The organism is Paenarthrobacter sp. TE4293, from assembly GCF_050435325.1.
GTDB lineage: Bacteria > Actinomycetota > Actinomycetes > Actinomycetales > Micrococcaceae > Arthrobacter > Arthrobacter nitroguajacolicus_C.
On sequence record NZ_JBNJRY010000003.1, the window covers coordinates 470,417 to 493,189 of the forward strand.

At 64.4% G+C, this 22,773-nt stretch carries 15 protein-coding genes; 6 read left to right on the top strand and 9 right to left on the bottom strand.

Annotated features, from left to right (window positions below; genetic code table 11):
- Positions 1 to 107: 107 nt before the first annotated feature.
- Positions 108 to 2,228: a DUF6807 family protein gene (locus tag QF015_RS08485; RefSeq protein WP_429388367.1), complete on the top strand. Its 2,121-nt coding sequence runs from the start codon at positions 108 to 110 to the stop codon at positions 2,226 to 2,228.
- The gene (locus QF015_RS08490; RefSeq protein WP_429388369.1) at positions 2,225 to 5,419 is read left to right on the top strand and encodes a family 78 glycoside hydrolase catalytic domain; all 3,195 of its coding nucleotides are present in this window, start codon (positions 2,225 to 2,227) and stop codon (positions 5,417 to 5,419) included. The genes QF015_RS08485 and QF015_RS08490 overlap by 4 nt, the downstream gene beginning before the upstream one ends.
- 58 nt (positions 5,420 to 5,477) lie before the next feature.
- Here QF015_RS08490 and QF015_RS08495 read toward each other — a convergent pair whose 3' ends face one another.
- The 6 genes from QF015_RS08495 to QF015_RS08520 form a co-directional block, all read right to left on the bottom strand.
- A complete protein-coding gene (locus QF015_RS08495; RefSeq protein ID WP_310206837.1) occupies positions 5,478 to 6,767 on the bottom strand; it encodes an ABC transporter substrate-binding protein in 1,290 nt (429 codons plus the stop codon).
- A gap of 134 nt (positions 6,768 to 6,901) precedes the next feature.
- Positions 6,902 to 8,209, bottom strand: a complete 1,308-nt coding sequence (locus QF015_RS08500; protein WP_429388371.1) for an MFS transporter — start codon at positions 8,207 to 8,209, stop codon at positions 6,902 to 6,904.
- A gap of 39 nt (positions 8,210 to 8,248) precedes the next feature.
- The gene (locus tag QF015_RS08505; RefSeq protein ID WP_310207076.1) at positions 8,249 to 8,890 is read right to left on the bottom strand and encodes a Poxvirus protein I5; all 642 of its coding nucleotides are present in this window, start codon (positions 8,888 to 8,890) and stop codon (positions 8,249 to 8,251) included.
- A gap of 21 nt (positions 8,891 to 8,911) precedes the next feature.
- Positions 8,912 to 9,835: a carbohydrate ABC transporter permease gene (locus tag QF015_RS08510; RefSeq protein ID WP_429388373.1), complete on the bottom strand. Its 924-nt coding sequence runs from the start codon at positions 9,833 to 9,835 to the stop codon at positions 8,912 to 8,914.
- Entirely contained in the window at positions 9,832 to 10,782 is a 951-nt protein-coding gene (locus QF015_RS08515; RefSeq protein WP_310206845.1) for a carbohydrate ABC transporter permease, read from the bottom strand. The genes QF015_RS08510 and QF015_RS08515 overlap by 4 nt, the downstream gene beginning before the upstream one ends.
- Positions 10,783 to 10,831: 49 nt before the next feature.
- A complete protein-coding gene (locus QF015_RS08520) occupies positions 10,832 to 12,118 on the bottom strand; it encodes an ABC transporter substrate-binding protein (protein WP_429388376.1) in 1,287 nt (428 codons plus the stop codon).
- 215 nt (positions 12,119 to 12,333) lie between these two features.
- Between QF015_RS08520 and QF015_RS08525 the strand changes: the two genes are divergently transcribed.
- Positions 12,334 to 14,364 (top strand): beta-galactosidase, encoded by a 2,031-nt coding sequence (locus tag QF015_RS08525; RefSeq protein ID WP_429388378.1) that lies wholly within the window; start codon positions 12,334 to 12,336, stop codon positions 14,362 to 14,364.
- Between the two features lie 81 nt (positions 14,365 to 14,445).
- On the opposite strand, the gene QF015_RS08530 is transcribed toward QF015_RS08525, so the two are convergent.
- From QF015_RS08530 to QF015_RS08540, 3 genes are all read right to left on the bottom strand, one after another.
- Positions 14,446 to 15,819, bottom strand: a complete 1,374-nt coding sequence (locus QF015_RS08530; protein WP_310206853.1) for an ABC transporter substrate-binding protein — start codon at positions 15,817 to 15,819, stop codon at positions 14,446 to 14,448.
- 188 nt (positions 15,820 to 16,007) lie between these two features.
- Complete coding sequence (locus QF015_RS08535) at positions 16,008 to 16,952, bottom strand: carbohydrate ABC transporter permease (RefSeq protein ID WP_310206855.1); 945 nt, start codon at positions 16,950 to 16,952, stop codon at positions 16,008 to 16,010.
- Positions 16,945 to 17,889 carry a carbohydrate ABC transporter permease gene (locus QF015_RS08540; RefSeq protein ID WP_310206858.1) on the bottom strand — a complete coding sequence of 315 codons (945 nt, stop codon included), beginning with the start codon at positions 17,887 to 17,889 and terminating at the stop codon, positions 16,945 to 16,947. The genes QF015_RS08535 and QF015_RS08540 overlap by 8 nt, the downstream gene beginning before the upstream one ends.
- 386 nt (positions 17,890 to 18,275) lie before the next feature.
- On the opposite strand from QF015_RS08540, the gene QF015_RS08545 reads away from it, so the two are divergent.
- From QF015_RS08545 to QF015_RS08555, 3 genes are read left to right on the top strand one after another with little or no spacing between them, the layout of a single operon-like run.
- Positions 18,276 to 19,502 (top strand): dienelactone hydrolase family protein, encoded by a 1,227-nt coding sequence (locus QF015_RS08545; RefSeq protein ID WP_429388381.1) that lies wholly within the window; start codon positions 18,276 to 18,278, stop codon positions 19,500 to 19,502.
- The gene (locus QF015_RS08550) at positions 19,499 to 21,616 is read left to right on the top strand and encodes a DUF6807 family protein (protein WP_429388382.1); all 2,118 of its coding nucleotides are present in this window, start codon (positions 19,499 to 19,501) and stop codon (positions 21,614 to 21,616) included. The genes QF015_RS08545 and QF015_RS08550 overlap by 4 nt, the downstream gene beginning before the upstream one ends.
- Positions 21,613 to 22,770 carry a M24 family metallopeptidase gene (locus tag QF015_RS08555; protein WP_429388385.1) on the top strand — a complete coding sequence of 386 codons (1,158 nt, stop codon included), beginning with the start codon at positions 21,613 to 21,615 and terminating at the stop codon, positions 22,768 to 22,770. The genes QF015_RS08550 and QF015_RS08555 overlap by 4 nt, the downstream gene beginning before the upstream one ends.
- Positions 22,771 to 22,773 lie beyond the last annotated feature (3 nt).

Sequence of the window (22,773 nt, forward strand, 5' to 3'; positions counted from 1 at the left end):
ATCCGGGAAAGCGCTTGCTAGGTATAGCCTGAACCTGCCCGGCCACTTACGTGAATACCTTGACGACGGCGTCAGCGCCTTCGTTGCAGCGCCAGCAGAGGAGAGCCATGGACACCCCTTCCATCGAGTCCATCACCAGCCCGAACCCGGACGCGGCTGCCCCGGCACATGAAGCGCTGGCAGGAGCCGGATCATCATCGGCACCGCGGACCGCGCCCGCCAGGATTGCCTTGGTGGGAGTCCATGGTTTCGGAGCGCACCACCTCCGCAACCTCGAGCGCCTCAGCACCCAGGGCTTGGTGGAACTGGTGGCTGTGGCGGATCCCCATCCCCCGGCCCCCGGCGCTTTGCCGGAAACCACTGCCATCCACGCCAACCTGGACGGTCTGCTGGCCGGTGACCACCGCCCAGCTGTCATCATCGTGGCAACCCCCATCCAAACTCACGCTCCGCTGGCGTTGTCCGTGCTGGCCTCCGAGGCCGACCTCTATCTGGAGAAGCCGCCGGTGGCCTCCATGAAGGACTTCCTCCGCCTTCAGGACGCGGCGAGCGCAGCGGGGCGCAGTGTCCAGATCGGTTTCCAAAGCCTCGGCTCCCACGCGCTCACGGCCTTGAAGAAGCTGGCTGACGGCGACACCGCGGACGAGCTTCCCGCCATTGGCACGCTCAAGGGGATCTCCGCCACGGGCCGTTGGGTCCGCGACAAGGCGTACTACAAACGCTCGCGCTGGGCGGGGAAGCGCAGTCTCGACGGCGTGGATGTGGTGGATGGTGTCGCTACCAACCCCCTCGCCCATGCGATCGCGACAGCCCTGCGCATCGCCGGAGCCCGCGAAGCTGAAGACCTGGCCTTCGTGGACACCGATCTGTACCGGGCCAACGACATCGAAGCGGACGACACCTCAGTAATCCGCATGAAGACCATCTCCGGATTGCCCATCACCTGCGCACTCACGCTCTGCGCCACCGAATCCGTGGAACCGTACGTCACTCTGCACGGCACTGAAGGAACAGCGGTGTTCCACTACACCGAAGACCGCGTCACAGTCCACACCGAAGCCGGCGAAACTACCCACGTTTTCGGGCGGGACGACCTGACGGAGAACCTGCTCCAGCACCTTTCGGACGGCGTCCCGCTGCTGAGCCCGTTGGCTCACAGTGGCGCATTCATGCGGGTCCTTGAAGCCATCCGGACAGCCGAGGCACCGGCCCTGATCGCCACGGAATTCGTGACGTGGAGAGGAACGGGCGATCAAGCGCATGCCGTGATTCCCGCCATCGAGGACATCCTGGAACGGGCCACCCTCGCCCACGCCACCTTCTCCGAGCTGGGCCTCCCGTGGGCACGGCCCGACACCTCTGGCAGCGAATCCCTCTTCTCCACCGGCTCAGACCCGGAAAGCCCGGACCCGCAAAACACCGACCCGGATACTCCCATCGCAGTCCTCCGTGATGGAAGCAGCCTCAACACCGGGCTGTCACCGCGTCCCTACCTGCATCCGGTGGCCACTCAAAGCGGGATTGTGGTGACCGAACACCTCGCATCAGACCACCCCTGGCATCTGGGTGCCGGCTTCGCGCTCCAGGACGTCAACGGCAGCAACTTCTGGGGCGGCCGAAGCTATCGCCGGGCCGCGGGCAAATACGTGGACCAAAAGGACCACGGCAGAATTGAAATTGCCGGAACCACCCACTATCCGAACCTCACGCAGATGGACCTGCAATGGATGGGCGCAGACGGCGGGCTGCTTCTCGAGGAGCGCCGCACGTTCCGTCGTACCCTCCTCGACCCGCGCACGTGGCGCCTGGACCTTCAAACGGAACTCACCGCCGTCGTGGATGCCTCGCTGGAAAGTCCGGGTTCCCATGGCGCGGAAGGCAGCGGGTACGGCGGCTTCTTCTGGCGGCTCCCTGCCACTACGGTTCCGCGGATCTTCTCCTCAACAGCCGAGGGAGAACCGGCCGTGCACGGCTCCGTCTCGCCGTGGCTGGCGTGGACTGGAGAGTTCGACGGCGGCGCTGCCACTTTGGTGTTTGGTGCACCTCCGGAGTCTCCGGACCCATGGTTCGTGCGGTGCAGTGGCTATCCGGCCGTCGGCTCAGCGCTGGCATGGGATTCGGCTGTCGAGCTTGCCGCCGGGGAGACCCTCGGCCGATCCCTGACCGTGTGGATCAGTGACGGCACCTTGGATGCTTCCGACATTGAGGGTTTGGTGGCCGGCCGATGAGTCCTGGGGCCCCGGCATCGCCACTCGTCGCCACCAGTCTCACTGTCGAGGGCCTGGTGCACTGTCTCACCGCACCGGCAACGCCGAGGTTTGCTTGGCTGCTCGACGCCGGCCCTTCGGCAGACGCCGGGCAATCGTTCCAGGGCGCGTATCGACTGAAGGTGATGGATCGAACCGGAACGGAAGTCTGGGATTCGGGCACCGTTGTTTCGGACCGGCAGCACTGCTTTCCCTCCGCAGGACCCGAGCAGAGCGCAAAGCCGGGCCCCAGCCAGAAATCCAGCCTGGGCCCCAGCCTGGACCCTGACAGCGACTACCACTGGACGGTGCAGCTCACGGACTCCACCGGCGCCGTGGGTGAACCGAGTCCCCCGGCACTCTTCAGCACCGGTCTCTTCGAAGCCGACGCCAGCTGGGCGGCCGAGTGGATCCACCGGACAGCTGGAGGCCGGGCGCCCCTTGAACTGATGGACGGGTTCCTGCGCGTCAGCGGTTCACCCCACCTGCCTTGGCCCGTGTCCACCGGCGACAGCACGGTCATCACCGCCCGCTTCCGTCTTCGCCTGGGAACAGCGGGGATTCTCCTTCGCAGTGACGGGCCAGGGACGGGGCTGCTGCTGGAGATCAATCCGAACCGTACGGCCCTCCTTCGCCTGGCACCCGACTGGCAGATCGGAGCCATGTCGGCTCCTGCCACAGAGCCGCTGGCGGAGACTCCGGCCTTTGCGGCCACCGCTGCTTCCCGCGCAGGGGCCATTCCGCAGGACGGTTGGCAGGACCTGGTCATCACCGACGACGGCCAGCGCATCACCGTCACCATCGACGGCATAACCGCTGTGGAAGCGGACGTCGCAATCACCGGGAGCCAGGGCGTCGCCTTCCACCAGGGACCGCGCAGCCAAGCCGAGTATTTATCGCTCAGTGTCGAGGAAGGCGGCAAGACCCTCCTCAGCAGCGACTTCTCCACACCAGGTGCACTCATCAACTGGACCCCCACCACGTCCCTCCGGCAGCCCGACGAGTGGACCCTTGCGAAGACCGCCATGAAGCTCAAGGGCACCGTGGCACGTGCACGCCTCTACGCGGCGGCGAGCCACCACGCCGCATTCAGCCTCAATGGCAGTCCTTGCCTGGAAACCACCAACTTCGGCTACCCGGGCGAGCACTTCTACAACACCGCTGACGTCACCGGACTGCTGCAGTTCACCGATACCGCAACCCTGACCGCCGTCGCGCATTGGTATGGTCCCGGCCAGGGCCGGGCCGCCGGCCGTCCGGGACTGCTGGTCCAGATGACGGTGGACTACGACGACGGCACCCGGGACGTGTTCGGATCCGGGCCTGGGTGGCTGGTGGCCGAGGCGCCCTACCGCCAGGGCGGTTACCGCAACGACGAGGGCGATCCGATCGAATACTTCGATGCCACAGCGTGGCCGGCCCCCGACGACTGGCATCCGGCGCTTTCGCTCGGAGCCCATCCGGTCCCGGATTTCCCGGGTCTCAGCCCCAACCATGCCGGCATCGCCCGGAAGCATGCTCCCGCCGTCGAAATTTTCACGGCCGCGGATGGCACGCCGGTAGCGGACTTCGGCACAGTGATCCCGGGGCGCCCCGTGGTGGAGTTCCCCAGCGGCACGCACGGGCGGACCGTCATGCTGCGTGCGGGGTACAACCTGTTGGCGAACGGCCGTATAGATGCGGGAAAAACCGCGAGCCAGAACACGGACATGGCCTTCCCCTACACGCAGAAGGACGGGCCGCAGCGCTATGAAGCGGCTGTGCACTTGGGGTTCCGGTACCTTGAACTGCCCGGTGTGGACAGGGGGGATCTCGGGGCGGTAGGGGCCACCATCATCCACGCCGAACACCCAGCCGAGGGCAGCTTCCACAGTTCCGACGAGACCCTGAACCGTGTCTTCACGCTCCTGCGGGACTCTGCGCTGTTCGGTGTGCAGGAACAGTTCGTGGACACACCCACCCGCGAGAAGGGCCAGTTCCTGGGCGACGCCGTGAACATCTCGTACGCCACCATGGCCTTGTTCGGCGAGCGTCACTTCACCGCCAAGGCCCTACGTGAATTCGCTGGGTCGGCGAGACGCTACTGGGACTCGCCGCAGGAAAGGGGCCGCTACAACGCGGTCTATCCCAACGGCGACGGCAAACGCGACATCCCGGATTTCTCGCTCATGATGCCCGAATGGGTGGAGGACTACCACCGGCTCAGCGGGGATGACGCGCTGGTCCAGGAGCTCCTCCCCTGCCTTCAGGACACGGCCGAGTACGTGCTCCGGCATATCCCCGGCAGCGGTCCCACGGCCGGCTTGGTCACTGACCTTGGCGGCGGCGCAGGTCCCTACCTGCACGGCATCGTGGACTGGCCCGCTCCCGGCCGGTTCGGCTACGACATAAACTGCGCGGCGCGCACCACGGTGAATGCCCAGTCCTGGTCAGTGCTCGACGTCGTCAGCAGGCTTTGCGGGGCTGCCGGCCTTGCGCCGGAGGCAGCCAGGTTTGGCCAGACAGCGGCATCGCTTGCCGGGAATATCACTTCGAAGCTCCGGGTGGACGGCGTCATGGTGGATGGTTTGTACGCCGACGGCCGGCCAAGCCTCACTGCTTCACAGCATGCGACGTCGTTCCCGTTGTCCCTGGGCATCACGCCTCCCGGGCACGCCGCCAAGGACGCCGAACGCCTTGCCGGAATGGGAATGCGGCAAGGGCCGATGACGGTGCACCGGTTGTTCCGTGCACTGCTTTCCCAAGGCCGGGTGGACGATGTCCTGGACCTGCTCACGGACCCGGGCCAGCCAGGGTGGGCGCGTTTGCTCGAAGCCGGCGGATCCTTCACCTGGGAGGCGTGGGAACTCGATGAAGGCACTGATTACAGCCAGTCCCACGCATGGTCTGCCTCCGTGGTCCGGGAGATCCTGGAGCACCTCCTCGGTGTCCGCGTGACCGCGCCGGGGGCGTCCGCCGTCGTGATCCAACCGCCGGTGTGCCGGCTGGAACGTGCCGCGGGCAGCGTGCCCACCCAGCGCGGAGTGGTTGCCGTTTCCTGGCAACGGACGGTCGACGGCATGGAGCTGGAGTGCAGCATTCCCGCAGGGGTTACGGCCCAGGTGGTCCTCCCCGACCGCACAGTTTCGGCGGCGCCTGGAAGATGGACGTTCGGCCCGCGAGACGGCAGTTAGCACCCATGTTTCCCGCAAACATTGGGTTTAAGTGCCATCTCGCGGGGTCTCGCTGGGTCTAACTCAGCGCGCTCCTGGCTTCGTCCATGGCCTTCCTGGCAGCTTCCGCGGGTGACATCCGGTTGAAGTGGACCTCCAGGCCGTATCGGCCCAAGGCCTCGACGGCGGAGCTGGAACCTGCCGGCGGAACCGGGACTGCGTCTCCCAGTTCGGAGGAGATCTCGTCGATGAACTTGGCCGTGACTGCATCTTCAGGCGTCAGCTTGGGAAGGACTGCTGCGCGGACCTCAGAGTTGCCCGGGATACCGCGATCTGCCAAGGCGATTTCGCCGGCCTGCACATTGTTCGCGAGGAAGTCAATGAACTTCTGTACCTCGGCCGGGTGCTTGGTGCGGGAACTCGCCGACCAGAACTGGGAGGACTTGTAGAACTGCCGGGCACTCGCGGCGCTGCCGTCCGTGCTCGGAGGACGGTGGATTTCCAGGGGCTGGCCCGAGGCCTTGGTCAGGGCACTCAGCTGATTCGACCAATACCAGGCGAGCCCGAACCTGTTGGTGGCCAAGCCCTGCTGGTCCACGGAGGCGGTGGCGTCCTCGGTCATCACCGAGGCGGGCGGCACGGCTTTGGAATCGCGGAGTTCGGCCTGGTATTCGTACCAGCCCGTCAGGTCGCCCTCGTCAAAGCCGAACTTGCCGTCGGAGGTGAAGAGCGACTTGCCGTGCTGGCGGAACCACAGGTTCATGGGAGCGTCACCGCTGACGGCCCCTGAGCCGTAAACACCGCTCTTGCTGCCTTCGGTGATGGATGCAGCGGTCTTGTTGTATTCGTCCCAGGTCCATGTCTTGTCATCGGGCAACGTGACACCGCTGGCCGTCAGGAGCGACGGGTTGGCCAGAACCACTTGGGCGTTCACGCCGGCGGTGACGGCGTACTGCTTGCCGTCGACCTTGCCGGCATCTGCAACAGCAGAATCGAACTTGCCAAGGTCAACGCCATTCAGTTCCAGGAGGGCACCGCGCTCGGCGTACTCGCCCAGGTAAGCGGCATCCATTTGGATGATGTCCGGGGCGTCCTGCGAGGCGACCTGCGTAGCGAGCTTGTCCCAGTAGCCGGACCAGTCGCCGTATTCGCCCTTGACCTTGATGGTGGGGTTCTCTGCCTCGAAGGCGTCAATGAGTTTCTGGGTCATCTTATGGCGGACATCCGAGCCCCACCAGCTGAAGCGCAGGGTGACTGTGCCGTCGGAGGCGGCCTGCGGCGAACTGCCGCAACCGGTCATGGTGATGGCTACAACGGCCGCGGCGGCTGCAGCTTTGAGCGCGAACTTCTTTGTTGCACGGATCGACATCTGGGGTCCTTGTCTGGGCAGGGTGAATCTTGCAGATGCACGTCGGAGAAAACGCTTTCTCAGGGTAGATGTGCTCTACGTCACCAGTCAAGGGAGTTTTTGTTTGTTTGAGCTATCACTTTTAACAAAAAGGCTCAACCAGTTGTGCGGGTGCGCTTGGCCGAATGCCGCCACAGCAGGAGCCCAATCACCCCTGCGGAGACCATGCCCAACGCTCCTGTGACGACCAGCCCGGTTCGGACGCCGAAGTCTTCCGTCAGCCATCCCGCCAGCAGTCCCCCCAGAGCGTGCCCGCCGAGGAGCAGCGGGAAGTACAGGGCCAACACCCTGCCGCGGACGCTTGCGCCGGCTTCCAGCTGAACGGCGGTGGCTGCACTCGTCAGGAACAGCAACGTCATGAAGCCCACCACAACGAGCATCGCCACAAACCACTCCTGCGTGGGCATCACGGCGGCCAGCAATTGCGTCAAGCCAAAGAGCCCGGCACTGGCCACTATCCCCTTGCGGCCGAATCGCTTGATGCGTGTTGCCACCAGGGCACCAGCCAGGGCCCCCAAAGCGCTGACAGTGTTGAAAAGGCCGAATCCGGCTGGACCACTGTGCCATACCCTCTCCGCGAAAGCTGCCAGGACAACGGGACCGTTCATTCCAAAGGCCCCCAGCAAGCCCGCGAGCAGCATGGTCAGGAGCAAGGGTGGACGGGCGCGGACAAAGCGGAACCCCGCCAGGACCTGCCCACGCCGAGGTTCCTGCCCACGGACCTCCGGTGAATGATGGAGCTCGCCCGGCCTGATGGACACAATCATCACCAACACCGCCACGCCAAGTCCGGCGTTGGCAGCGAACGCCGCCGCCGGACCGGCCTGGGCGATGACCACGCCGGCCAGTGCGGGACCGGCCATGGCACCGAGCTGGCCAATGGCGCTGTTCAGGCCGATGGCTGCGGGAAGCCCGGCGTCGCCCACCACTTCATTGACGAACACCTGCCGGGCGGGTCCATCGATGGCGCTGGTGATACCCAGCGCGATGCAGGACGCGTAGACAACCCAGACGTCGGTGCCGCCCGTGGCGTTCCACACCGCAAGTCCGGCAGCCAGCAGGACGGCCACAGCCTGGCAAACGAGCAGGATGCGTCGCTTGGGGAAGAGATCCACCAACACACCACTGACGGGTCCCACCACCAGCATGGGCAGGAACTGGAGGGCAACGGCCAGGCCAACGGCAGCCGGACTGCCCGTGAGCTGCAGAACCAGCCAGTCCTGGGCCAATCGCTGCATCCACACGCCACCACTGCCCACCAGCGACAACGCGACGAAGATCCGGTAATTGTGGTGCCGCAGCGGGTAATGCCAGGTTTCGGTGGAACGGGGGCGTGGGGCCGGACCGGTGGACTTGGGGGATCTGGTGGATTGAGGGCGCAGTGGGAACGGGCGCGGCGACACGGGGTTGTCTGCTCGATTCAGCGGGTTGGGTTCGGACTGTCAGCGGTGGGAGCGGATCTTGATGGCTGCTGCTGCCAGGACCAGGGTCCCGGGAACGATCACGAACAGCGCCTGCAGCATCCAGACAAAGACGACCGTCATGAAGAGGGCAGCGAGCAGCAGCAGCGAGCCACTCCAGTCGCGAATCGAATCATCCTTGGCGCTCGAGTAGGCAGCAGACCATCGCTGCCGGCCCGGCATCTCAGCAGGTTCCTGACCGGCGTCGCCCTCCCACGTGACGCCGCCGCTCCAGTTGGCAGCGGTCCGGAGCAGGAGGACCGCCCCGGCCGTCGCCAGAATCACTGTGGCCGGGAGGATAAAGGCCCGGCCAGGCAGTTGACCCACCAGGGCGAGCAAGAGGTTAAGGACAATCACGACGGCGGCCACCGCCGTCGTGATGCCAAACTTCCAACTGCCGGGAAGCGCACGACGGAAATTCCCCCACAGGCTGCGGAGGGAATCATCCCTGCCGCTGAGGTGCCTCTCAAGGTGCGCGACGCCGGCTGCATAGGCAGCCGGCGCCGTCACCAAGGGGACGGACAAGAGGAGCACAATGACTCCCGCCAGGATGGTCTCGGCGAAGAGGGCAAAGCGGCTGACCGGAATTCCGGGCTTTCCGGACGATGTGCCTGTGGCATTCATAGTGCTCATTCTCTGTATCCCTTAGCCCTTGAGGCCTTGCGTTGAGACGCCTTCGACGATGTAGCGCTGGAAGACGAGGAAGAAGACCAGGACGGGCAGGAGCGCCAGGACGGACATGGCGATCATGGCCCCGTAGTCCGAGGACTGGGTCTGGTCCACGAAGAGCCGCAGCGCCAACGGCAGCGGGTATTTTTCGGGCGTGTTCAGGTAGAGCAGCGGGCCCAGGAAGTCGTTCCAGCTCCAGATGAAGGAGAAGATCGAGGTGGAGATCAGGGCCGGTTTCATCAGCGGAAGCATGATGGATCCGAAGATGCGGACGTGTCCGGCGCCGTCGATGCGTGCCGCCTCATCCAGTTCGGCCGGGAGGCCGCGCATGAACTGGACCATGAGGAAGACGAAGAATGCATCAGCGGCGAGGAACTTGCCGATCAGCAGCGGCACGTACGTGTCCACCAGGCCAAGCTGCTGGAACACGATGTACTGCGGGATGATCACCACGTGGAAGGGCAGGAGCAGGGTGGCGATCATCATGCCGAAGAACAGTCCGCGCCCCGGGAAGTTGATCCGGGCGAAGGCGTAGGCGGAGATCGATGCCGAAAGGACGGTGCCCACCACTGCGCCGACGGCCAGGATCAGTGAGTTGGTGAAGAACGTCAGGGTGGAGACCCCGCCGATGCCTTCCATGGCCGTGGCAAAGTTGTCGAAGCTGAAGTTGGCCGACCATAGGGCGTTGTTCGCGCCGCCGATTTCGGAGTTCGGCTTGAACGATGACGCGATCATCCACAGCGCCGGGTAGAGGACCATCGCCACCAGCGCCAAAGCGACAATGTGGAAGATGGTGCTCTTGATCCGCTTGGCCGTGGTGGACTCGGACTTCGGGTTGTAGACCGGTGCCGTTGAGGGCTTCGCGGGTGCGGGCTGGGTGGGGGTTGCCATGGTTGTCACTTTGCATCACCGCTGTAGTGGACCCAGGACTTGGAGGTCTTGAAGAAGATCAGCGTGATGATGCCGACCACGATCACCAAGAGCCAGGCCATTGCCGAGGCGTAGCCCATCCGGAAATCGGAGAAACCGCGCAAGTACAGGTAGAGGGTGTAGAAGAGGGTGGACCCTGCCGGGCCGCCTTCACCGTTGGAGATGATGTAGGCCGATGCGAAGATCTGGAAGGCGTGGATGGTTTCCATCAGCAGGTTGAAGAAGATGACCGGGGAGAGCATGGGCCAGGTGATGTTCATGAATTTCCGGACCGGACCCGCGCCGTCCATCGAGGCAGCCTCGTAGAGGTCCACGGGGATCTGCTTCAGGCCGGCCAGGAAGATCACCATGGGGGCACCGAACTGCCATACGGTCAGCAGGATCATCATGCCCATGGTCATGTTGGGGTTGCCCACCCAGCCGCCAAGGTTGATCCCGAAGAAGGACAGGCCCTGGTCCACGGGACCGGAATCGCCGAACATCGCCTTCCAGACGATCGCGATGGACACCGAAGCACCAATCAGGGACGGAGCGTAGAAAGCGGACCGGTAGAAACCCTGGCCCTTGCGCTTGCTGTTGAGCAGCATCGCGATCGCCAAGGCCGCCGCGAGCTTCAACGGGGTACCGAAGACCACGTACTGCATGGTCACGCCTACCGACTGCAGGAACCGTTCGTCCTGGAAGAGGGTGGCGTAGTTATCGAAGCCGATCCACTTAGGGGCGTCAAAGAGGTTGTAGTTGGTGAAAGAGAGGTACAGCGAGGAAATCATCGGGCCAACGGTCAGTGCGATGAATCCCAGCAACCACGGCAACAGGAAGGTGTAACCGGCGCGGGTGTCTGCCCCCCGCCGCCGCGATTTACGCGGCTGCGAGGGAGCGGAGGCGGCGCGCCTGCTCAGGGTTGGGGTTTGAGTCACGAGATCAATCCGTCAGTTGTGAAGCCTGGATCAGACACAGAAGGTCTGCTTAGGCGTTCTGCTTGATAAGGTCTTCGGCTTCCTTGAACCACGCATCAGCTGCGCCGTCCACGGTGAGCTTGCCGTAGTTCAGGTCCTGCGTGACCCGCTTGAACGTGGACTCCAGCGTGCCGAAACCAACGATGGGCGGCTCGGGGGCATCCTTGAGGTACTTCTCGATGGACTTCTCGTAATCCACCACCAGCTTGTCCGTGCCTTCGAACGTGGTGCCGTCGCGCTGCGTCCTCGATGCCGGGACGCCGCGGGAGGTCTTGAAGATCTGGCCGACCTCGGGATCGTTCACCATGAAGTCGATGAAGCGGGCCGCAGCATCCTTGTACTTGGTCTTTGCGCTGGCCACCATCAGCATGGAGGGCTTCAGGAACAGGCCCAGGTTGTCCGGGTCGTCCGAGGGGACCGGAACGAGCTTGAGTTCCTTGGCGCCGCTATCTGCGAGGTAGCCGGCCATGAAGTTGTCCCACGTAACTTCCGTGGCGGTGACATTGGAACCGAACGGCGACTTGGGCAGCAGCTGGGTGGCCTTGTCTTCGCCGACAATGGCGCCGGTACCGCGCAGTTCCGAGGTGAGGTTCCACCACTTCTTCAGGTCATCCTTGGAGAAGCCCAGCTTGCCGTCCTCGGTGAATGCCTGGATGTTGTTTTGGCGCAGCCAGATGTTGAAGTTCCACCAGACACCGGTGTAGTCGGTGCCGCCGAACAACGTCCCGTTGCCTTTCTGGCCCACCTCGGCCAGGAAGGCGTTGAACTCTTTGTAGTTCCACGAGCCGTCCGGTTCAGCGATGCCCAAGGAAGCGAGTTTGGCGGGATCGTAGTAGACCGCGAAAGCATTGGTGCTGGTGGGGATGCCGTAGGTCTTGCCGCGGATCTGGCCTGAGGGAAGGAGGGATTTCTCGAAGGCGTCCGTGTTGATCTTGACGGTGCCGAGGTCCAGGAGTTGGTTCCGCTGGCCATAATCACGCAGGTAGGACAGGTCCCACTGCATGACGTCCGGCAGGCCACCGCCGGCAGCTTCGGTAGCGCGCTTCTGCCAGTACCCTGCGAAGTCGGAAAAGTTGCCGTTGACCTTGATGTCCGGATTCTTGGACTCGAAGAGCGCGATGGCCTTACGGGTCCGCTCCGCGCGGTCGTCATTACCCCACCAGGTGTAGGTGATGGTGACGGGGTTGTCCGCAGAACCAGTTTGTCCTGCAGTCGAGGACTGGCCACACGCTGAGAGGAACGCGGCAGATGCAGTGCCGAGTGCCACCGTGGTGAGGAATTTCCTTCTATCGATCATGAGAGCCTCCTTGCTCAGTTGGTGCAAGCTTCCGAGTTCTCTACAACGTGGCAGTGATCTCGCTTACACTCGTTCTGAATCGATACAATATCCCTAATAGCGAATCTGGGCAAGCGTTTTCCAAGGAACCTGTTTCCGCGCGGTTTCCCCGGTACGCTGCTTGCATACCCTCCAGCCACAGCAGTCACAACACGCCACTTCTACGAAGGAGTTTCATGGCTTCCCCCGAAAAAACCAGCAGTCCATCTGTCTGGAACAGCATCGACGGCCTCGCTTACGGCGGCGACTACAACCCGGAACAGTGGCCTGAAGACATCCGCCTGGAAGACATCGAGCTGATGAAGGAAGCCGGCGTCAACTTCCTGAGCGTCGCCATCTTCTCCTGGGGCCTCCTGGAACCGAGTGAAGGCAGCTACGATTTCGGCTGGCTGGACGATGTCCTGGATAACCTCCACGGAGCCGGTATCAAGGTGGCACTCGCCACCGCCACGGCTTCTCCCCCGGCCTGGCTCGCCCGCAAATACCCCGGGATCCTGCCCGTGACCGCGGAAGGAATCCGACTTGAACGTGGCTCCCGACGCCACTACACGCCGTCGTCGGCTGTGTACCGCAGGTACGCCACCGCCATGACCCGCGTTATCGCGGAACGCTACAAGGACCACCCGGCCTTGGCACTGTGGCACGTGGACAACGAGCTTGGCTGCCACGTTGGCGAGTTCCACGGTGAGGAAGACGCTGCCGCTTTCCGGGCCTGGCTGGAGCGCCGCTACGGCTCCATCGAGGCCCTCAACGACGCCTGGGGCACAGCATTCTGGTCCCAGCACTACGCCTCGTTCGCTGAAATCATCCCGCCAGGTGCTGCACCCACCACACTCAACCCCGGCCAGCAACTGGACTTTGCCCGCTTCAACTCGTGGGTGTTCATGGACTACTACCGCGAACTCCTGGCCGTGATCCGCGAGGTCACCCCCAATATCCCGGCGACCACCAACTTCATGGTCTCCAGCGCCACCAAGGCCTTGGACTACTTTGACTGGTCCAAGGGCATGGACGTGATCGCCAACGACCACTATCTGGTGGCCGCCGACCCGGAGCGGGAAATCGAGTTGGCGTTCAGCTCCGACCTCACCCGCGGCGTTGCGGGCGGGAACCCGTGGATCCTGATGGAACACTCGACGTCGGCGGTCAACTGGCAGCCGCACAACCAGCCCAAGATGCCCGGCGAAATGCTTCGCAACTCGCTCACCCACGTGGCCCGCGGCGCCGATGCCGTGATGTTCTTCCAGTGGCGGCAAAGCAAGGCCGGCTCTGAGAAGTTCCACTCGGCCATGGTTCCCCACGGCGGCCGCGCCACCCAGGTGTGGCGCAATGTGGTGGACCTCGGTGAGGCCTTGGCCAAGCTGGAACCCGTCAAGGGATCACGGGTGGAATCCCGGGTCGCGATCGTCTTCGACTACGAGGCCTGGTGGGCATCGGAGCTGGACTCACACCCCAACAATTCACTGAAGTACCTCGACACGATGCGGGCTTTCCACCGGTCCTTGTACCTCCGCGGGATCACGACGGACTTCGTCCATCCCTCGGCCGATCTTTCCGGCTACGACCTCATCCTGGTCTGCACCTTGTACTCGGTGACGGACCAGGCGGCGGCCTCCATCTCCGCCGCCGCGGAGCGCGGTGCGACCGTCCTGATCAGCTACTTCAGCGGCATCGTCGACGAGCGCGACCATGTGCGCTTGGGCGGCTACCCGGGCGCCTTCAGGGAGTTGCTGGGGATCCGCAGCGAGGAATTCCACCCGTTGTTCCCTGGCACCTCGGTCACGCTGAGTGATGGAACCGTTGGCTCCGTGTGGAGCGAACATGTGCACGTGGCTGAATCCCCCGGCGCTTCCGCGGAAGTCCTGGCCACTTTCACGGATTACCCGCTCGACGGCGTCCCGGCCCTGACGCGTCGCACCGTCGGAACCGGTTCGGCCTGGTACCTCGCAACCCTCCCCGACGCTGCCGGCATCGATGCCCTGACCGCCCGACTCGTGGACGAAGCGGGAGTGACTGCCGTGACCGAGGCGACTACCGGCGTCGAACTTTCGCGCAGGCGCACTGACGACGGCCGCAGCTTCCTGTTTGCCATCAACCACAGCCAGGACGACGCCAGCGTCAAGGCCGACGGCGCCGAACTGCTGAGCGGCGACCGCTTCACGGGCATCGTCCCCGCCGGAGCCGTGGCCATCATCGCGGAAGACTGACCCAACCGACTGGCATGCACAAAAAACCGCGCCCCGGGCTGATCCTTACGGACCAACCCGGGGCGCGGTTCCTGTTAAAAGCTAGCTGATGGCGGACTTCATTTCGTCGACGGCCTTCTTGCCGGCCTCTTCAGTGGACAGCCTGTTGAACAGGACCTCCGAGGTGTAGCGCTTGATGATTTCCTGGATGGCTCCGGCACCCTTCGGCGGAGCTGCCGGGGCCTCGCCAAGTTCTCCCTTGATCTGGTCGATGAAGCCAACAACCTTGACGTCGGCCTTGGCCAGCTTGGGGGCGATGGCCTCCCGTACCTCGGAGTTCGGGTAGACGCCTCGGTCTGCCAGGAGGGCTTCGCCGGCCTTGACGTTGTTGGTCAGGAAGTCGATGAACTTGGCCGTCTCTTCGGGGTGCTTGGTACGCGATGACGCAGACCAGAACTGGGACGCCTTATACCAGAGCTTGGCGTCCTCAGCCTTGCCCGTCTTGGACGGGAAGCGCAGGATCTGGAGTTCGCCGCCCGCAGCCTTTTCGAGTGCCGGGAGCTGGTTGGACCACCAGAACGCGAGGCCGTTCTTGCCCGTGGCCAGGCCACTCTGGTCCAGCGGAGCAGCCTCGGCTTCAACTACCTCGGATGCCGAAGGGACAGCCTTCTTCTCGCTGAGTTCCTTCAGGAAGCCCCACCACTCGGCGATGTCCGAGGGCTCGAAGCCAAGCTTGCCGTCCTCCGTGTAGAGGGACTTGCCATTCTGGCGCAGCCACACTCCCAGGGAAGCTTCATCCGTACCGTAAGCGGCAGCGCCGTAGGTGCCTTTGGGTGACTTGGCCGTGACCTCGGCGGCGATGCGCTCGAAGTCGTCCCAGGTCCAGGTCTTGTCATCAGGGATGGCTACGCCTGCGGCCTGGAAGACGGCGGGGTTTGCCAGGATGGTTGCGGCGTTGATGCCTGCGGCAATACCGGTCAGGCCCTTCTCGCCCTTACCTGCTTCGAGTGCGGCTTCGTCGAGCTTGGAGGTATCGATCTTGTACTTGGAGAGATCCAGCAAGGCGCCGCGCGTTGAGTACTCGGTGATGTATTTCTCGTCCATCTGGATGATGTCCGGGGCGTCGTTGGCTGCGACCTGGGTGGCGAGCTTGTCCCAGTATCCGCTCCAGTCGCCGTACTCGGGCTTGATCTTGATGTTGGGGTTCTCGGCTTCGAACGCTGCGATGGCGGCTTGCGTTACCTGGGCGCGCTTGTCGCCGCCCCACCATGCGAAGCGCAGCTCCACTTTGCCGTCGGCGCTCTTGGCTTCCGAGCCTCCGCCGCCACCGCATGCGGTGAGGGCAAGGACGGCTGCTGCCGTGGCAGCCACCAGGGCTGAGGCGCGAAGCCTGCGCTTGGCGCGCTTGCCCTTGGGGGCCGATTCTGTTGACGCGGCTACAGGGGCGACTGCTTCACCCTTGGAATGTACCGGCACTGTTGTCTCCGATCTTCATTGATCCTGATGCTGATGCGAATGAGAAAGCGTTTTCTTACTGAGAATTATGTTACAAGTCACAATCTTGTATTACAAGATACAAACTTGTCTTAGTTGTGGGACACGCGACGGAGGGACTCACCTGAAGGGGGCGGCAGGCGCCACCCCCTTCAGGCGATACTGCCGGCCTATTTGATGCCGGTGGTGGCGATGCCCTTGATGAGGAACCGCTGGCCGAAGAGGAAGACGAGGAACACCGGGAGCAGCGACACGATGGACATCGCGAAGAGCGATCCCCAGCTGGTGGCGGACTGCGAGTCGACGAAGGCGCGCAGCGCGACGGGGACGGTGAACATGTCCGGGTCCGTGAGGTAAATAAGTGCGCCGAAGAAGTCGTTCCAGGTCCAGATGAACGTGAAGATGGTGGTGGTGGCCAGGGCCGGGACCATCAGGGGCAGGATCACGCGCAGGAAGATCCTGGGGTGGCCGGCGCCGTCGATGCGGGCTGCCTCATCCAGGTCCTTGGGAATGCCGCGGATGAATTGGACCATGAGGAAGACGAAGAACGCGTCGGTTGCCAGGAGCTTGGGCACGATCAGCGGCCAGAAAGTGTTCACCCAGCCGATCTGGGAGAACAGGATGTACTGGGGCACGATCACCACGTGGAAGGGCAGCATGATGGTCAGCAGCATGATGCCGAAGAAAAGCTTCTTGCCGCTGAATTGCAGGCGGGCGAAAGCGTAGGCGGCCATGGAGCAGGAGACCAGGTTGCCCACGATCGAGCCCAGGACCACGATCGCGGAGTTGATCATGTAGTGGCCAAACGGGTGGGTCAGCGCTGACCAACCATCGGTGTAGTTGCTCATTTCCAGGTTTTCGAGCCAGAGGCCGGGTTCGCGGAAGATGAGGTCGTTGGGGCGCAGGGAGGAAACCACCATCCACAACAGCGGGTAGATCATCACGCCGCCCACGATGATCAGGATGGCGTGCTTGACCAGGCCTTTGATGCGGGCGCTGCGGCTGAAGGCCAGGCCGCCCGGCGATTCGCGGCGGCGCGGGCTCTTTCCGGACTTGCCGTTCTTCTTCCCTGCGGAGGAAGCAGAGGCGGCGGGGAGGGTTTGGAGTTTAGTCATCGTAGAACACCCAATACTTTGAAGCGATGAAGTTGATGGCGGTGAAGGCACCGATGATGACCAGCAGGAACCAGGCCATCGCTGAGGCGTAACCCATGTCGAACTGGCCGAAGCCCTTTTGATACAGGTACAGGGTGAAGAACATCGTGGAGTCGGACGGGCCGCCGTTGCCGCCGGAGACGATGAACGCCTGCGTGAACGACTGGAACGAACCGATGATCTGAAGCACCAGGTTGAAGAAAATGATGGGGCTCAGCATGGGCAGCGTGATCCGCCAGAACTGCTGCAGAGTGGTGGCGCCGTCCACCTTGGCTGCCTCGTAATACATGACCGGGATCTGGCGCAGGCCGGCCAGGAAGATAATCATGGGGCTGCCGAAGGTCCAGACGTGCAGCAGGATGATGGAACCAAGAGCCGTATTGGGGTCCGAAATCCACCCCGGCCCCTCAATGCCCACCATCGCCAAAACCTGGTTGACCAGGCCCGTGGTGCCGAAGATCTGCTTCCACAGGATCGCAACGGCGACCGAACCGCCCAGCAAGGAGGGCAAGTAGAAAATGGAGCGGTAGAACGGAAGACCGCGCAGGCCCTTGTCCAGCACCAGGGCGATCACCAGTGCCACAGCCAGTTGCAGCGGAACCCCTACCAGGACGTAGGTGAACGTGACGCGCAGGGAGTTGTGGAGGCGGGCATCGCCGAACATGCGGACGAAGTTGTCCAGGCCCACCCATTCCGGGGGTTGCAGCAGGTTGTAGTCCGTGAAGGACAGGTACAACGACATCAGCATGGGTCCCACAGTGATGGCCACAAGACCAATCAGCCACGGCAGAAGGAAGATGTACGCGGCCTTGTTGTCGCGGCCGTTGGCCTTCTTCTCTTCCTTGGTCATGGGGCCCTTGCGGCGGGTCATCGTTGAGAGTTCGCCTATAGCGCTCATCGCTTCCCCCTCGCCGGCCCGCGAACGCCTTGCGGCGTCCCCGTGTGTAGTACAGCGGCCATGTGGTCTCCTTTGGTCATCGTGGCCATCCACGGACTTCGAGTCTGGTTGGTGCTTGCCTTCCGGGAGGCCGATGTTCCGGCTCTTCCCCCTGAGGGACCAGGATTTCGGGTCCCGGGCTTCAGCGGCTCCGTACCAAAGTAAACGTTTTCTTGACCCATGTACAGCCTTTTGCTAATTTTTGAGAAAGCGTTTTCTGACGAAGCCGCCGAATCCGATTTTCCACGCTGAAGCCGCCCGGCGTGCGCCTTTGCACACCCTTGAGCTTCGATTAGGCAGGTCACTATTGTTTCCCACCGACTACGACTGCCATGAACGCGGCTGACATGGCAGCTACACCCCAGCGGCCCAGCGCCTTGGCACGCTACGAAGACTGGCCGGACTACGCCGTCCGCCATCGCTACGAAGCGGCCTCTCCAGCCGCACAGCACCTGGCCGACACACTCGGCGTCCCTGCCGGAACACCGGACCTTGAGTACACGGCGCACTCCGAAACAGTCCACGACGGCGTCACCACCTCGCGCTTGTCGTGGCAGGTGGGCTTTGGGTCCAGGACCTCGGCTTGGTTCGTGCGGCCCAGCGGCGAATCCGGCCCGCTGCCCGGCCTTCTTGCCTTGCACTGCCACGGTGGAGTCAAGGCGTACGGAGCCGAGCGGCTGGTGTCGCTTCCGGACCAGGAAGAACACCACGACGCCGGGTCCTCCACCGCGGGCGGCTCCGGCCAGGAGCCGCACCCCTTCGGCCCAATACCGCCCGACGTGCGAAAGAAGCTGTACGACGGCCGCGCACCCGCCACCTGGCTGGCCCAGCAAGGATTCGCAGTCCTGGCCCATGACACGTTCATGTGGGGCAGCCGGGGTTTCGGCATGGACCCCCTGCCCTGGCGCACCGCCTCCGCAGTGGATGGCCAGCGGGCACTCTGGCGGGAGGCCGGCGTCGAACCTTCCGCAGCGGAACTGTACAACGCGGCTGCGGCTGCCCATGAGGAGACCGTGGCGAAGGCCGCGACGCTGCTCGGCAGCAGTGTCGCCGGAACCGTGGCCCATGACGATCTCGCCGCGCTGGGCATCCTCGCGACGCTCCCCGGAGTGGACTCCGGACGGCTCGGCTGCCTCGGATTTTCCGGCGGCGGCGGGCGCGCCATGGTGCTGGCTGCCCTGAGTCCCCTGGTCCGCAGCTATGTGGTGACGTGCATGATGACCACTTTCAGTTCGCTGCTGCCCGCGTACCTGGACGCACATTCGTGGTTACTGCATTCCCCCGGCCTCGCCAGGCTCGGGGACTGGCCGGACCTCGCCGTGCGGTCAACCGCCGAAGCGGTCCTGGTCCAGTACGCCGTGAAGGATCCGCTGTTCCCGGAACAGGGAATGCGCGACGCCCACCGCTATCTGGTGGAACACGCCGCCACCCGGTACACCGGCAGTTTCTGGCAGGAACCGCACGTCTTCACCCGGGCCATGCAGGAGGAGGCCGCGGCCTTCCTTTCCGCAGCCCTGCACCCCCTCCAAACCCTCGCTTCCCCCGCACCTGACCTCGCTAGGACAGACTCATGACTCAACCTTCAACCGTCACCGCTGTGGAGGGTCAGACCCGGCTCCCCCGAGTCGCCTTGGCAGGTGTTCACGGTTTCGGCGAACGGCACCTGGACAACCTTGAGCGGTTGTCCGCTTCCGGTGCCCTGGAACTGGTGGCCGTCGCCGATCCCAGGCCTCCCACCGACAGAAAACTGAGCCCCCGGGTTGAGGTCTTCCCATCACTGGACGAGCTGTTGGCAGCAGGCACCTCGCCGGATGTCGTGATCATCTCCACGCCGATCCAAACGCACGCGCCCCTGGCTCTGGCCGCTCTCAAGGCCGGCGCCCATGTGTATCTGGAAAAGCCTCCGGTGGCTTCCATGGCGCAATACCAGGACCTCATGGCAGCGGCCGCGAGCGCGGACCGCCTGGTCCAGGTGGGATTCCAAAGCCTGGGCTCCGAAGCCCTTCCCGCGATGGACGCACTGGTGGCCGCGGGAGGGATCGGTGAGGTCCGTGGCCTCAGCGCAACAGGGATGTGGCTTCGGACCATGTCTTACTTCAAGCGTTCCCGCTGGGCGGGCAAGCGCAGCCTGAACGGGACAGACGTGGTGGATGGCGTGGTCACCAACGCCTTGGCGCACGCGGTGGCCACCGGGCTGCGGCTGGCCGGGGCTCGGACGGTTGCGGACGTTGAATCCGTAGAGACCGACCTGTACCGGGCCAACGACACCGAAAGTGATGACACCTCGGTAGTGAGGGTCAGAACCATCAACGGCACTGGGGTGGGGGCCGGGACTGTGCTGACGTGCGCCTTGACGCTCTGCGCGCCTGAGCAGTCCGCGCCAACCGTCAGCATCTACGGCACCTTGGGGCAGCTGACCCTCTTCTATACCGAGGACCGGCTGGAGATCACCACACCGGCGGGGACCCGCAGCCAGACGTTCGGACGGACCGACCTGCTGGAGAACCTGTTGTCCGCCAGTTCGGAAGAGGATCTGCTCAGTCCCCTCAGTGGCGCAGGCGCCTACGTGTCGGTGCTCGAAGCGATCCGCACGGCAGACGCTCCCCTGCTGATCCACCCGGACTTCGTCACCTGGGAAGGCGAGGGCGACGACGCCCACCCGGTGGTGCACGGCATCGAATCGTTGATACGCCGGGCAGCCGTGGGCCAGGCCACCTTCGCGGACCTCGGAGCACCATGGACGGAGACAGTGACGGACACTGTGACGGACACTGCCACGCCTTCTGCGAGCGGCGTCGCTGCACTGCCCGGATTCCGCGTCAACGGCACATCAGTCGCCACCGTGCAGGACGGCAGCCGCATCCGTCCCACGTCCGCGCCGCGTCCCTACCTGCACCCCGTGCGGACCTTGAGGGGCACCGTGGTCACCGACCACATCCCTGAGGACCACGTATGGCATCTGGGCGCGGGCATCGCCATCCAGGACGTGGACGGCATCAACTTCTGGGGCGGCCGGACCTACACCCGCGCCGCCGGTGCCTACGTCTGGCGCCAGGACCACGGCCGCATCGTCACGAAGTCCGCGGACCATGGTGAGGGCCACCGGCGCGAACAGCTGGACTGGATCGGCCCGGACGGAACCCCCGTCCTCCGCGAACTGCGCCAGTGGCGCTGGGCCGCCGTCGGGAATTCAGCGTGGCAACTGACGCTGGACTTCACGCTGGAGTCAGCCACGGGGCGCCCGGTACTGCTCGGCAGCCCCGGTTCCAACGGGCGGCACCAAGGCGGTTACGGTGGCTTCTTCTGGCGGCTCCCGAAGGTCGGCGACACCACCGTGTGGACCCCGGAGTCGCGGGGCGAGGACGCTGTACACGGCACGGTTGCGCCGTGGCTGGCGTGGTCGGGAACGTTCGACGCCGGAACGGCCGGCGCCGCGCATGTCACCGGCGACCCCGGACTGGGGCACCCGGCGACACTCGTGTTCCTGGCCTCACCCCAGGCACCGGACCCGTGGTTCGTGCGGCACGAAGGCTATCCCGGCGTCGGCCTTTCCTTGGCGTGGGACGCCCCGGTGACCACGGAACCCGGACACCCCCTGCACAGGACCGTCACTGTGCTCATCGCGGATGGCTTCCTGGCAACACACGACATTGAACAACTCATCACTACTTTGGGGGAACCGGCATGACCACGCCTACTCAATCCACGCCCTTGGCCAGTCAGGCACAAACACCGGCATCGACGCCGGCAATGGCCAGTACTGCCACTGCCCGCATCGCTCCCGGGAACGCAGCAGACCGCGTCGTCAAGCGCCGCCGCGTGCTGGACATCCTTGACGCGGCCGGGCGGGACTCGCTCCTGCTGACCTCCAACACGGCCCTCACCTGGTACCTGGACGGCAGCCGGGTGCACATCAGCCTGGCGGGGGATCCCATCGCGGCCCTCCTGGTGGACCGCGATGGCGACCATCTGGTGACGTTCAACAACGAAGCCGGGCGGGTCGCTGCGGAGGAATTGCCTGCAGGCGTCAGCCTGCACACCGTGCCGTGGCACGGGCAGCTGCATGCCGGCGCGGCTGGGCTGGCTGTTGACGGCGACCCGTTGGTGGAAGCTGCCGTTACCGCAGAACTGCGCGCAGCCCGTCAGCAACTGCTTCCGGCGGAGGCAGCCAGGTATGCCGGGCTGTCCGCGGATGCCGCCGCGGCCATGACGGACGTGCTCACGGCCGCGACCCCGGAGACCACGGAATTCCAGCTGGTTTCGGACCTGGCGGCGCGGATCGTGGCCGTCGGGGCAGAGCCCTTGGTGCTGCTCTGCAACGGTGCTGCCCGGAGCGACTTCCGCCATCCGTTGGCCACGCACTCCCCTATCGGTCGGCGCGCCATGGCTGTGGTGTGTGCCCGCCGGAACGGTTTGGTAGCCAACGTGACCCGGTGGGTGGCGTTCGACGCCGGGACTCCGCAAGAGCTCGACGCCGAAGCCCGCATCGCCGCTGTTGAGGCCGACATCTTCCGGGCCACAATTCCCGGAGCCCGGCTCAACGAGGTGTTCGCGGAGATCAAGTCGGCCTACGCGCGCCATGGCTTCGGCGAGGACCAGTGGACACTGCACCATCAGGGCGGCCCGGCCGGTTACGCGGGCCGCGACCCCCGGGTGACGGCGGAGGTCACCGACACCATCGTGCTGAACCAGCCCTTCACGTGGAACCCATCCGGGCCCGGAGTAAAGATCGAGGACACTGTGCTGCTCACCGATTCCGGCCTGCGCATCCTGACCGTAGACGACCGGTGGCCGACCACCGACGTGGACGGCCGCCGTCGTCCGCTGACGCTGCGCCCGTAACAT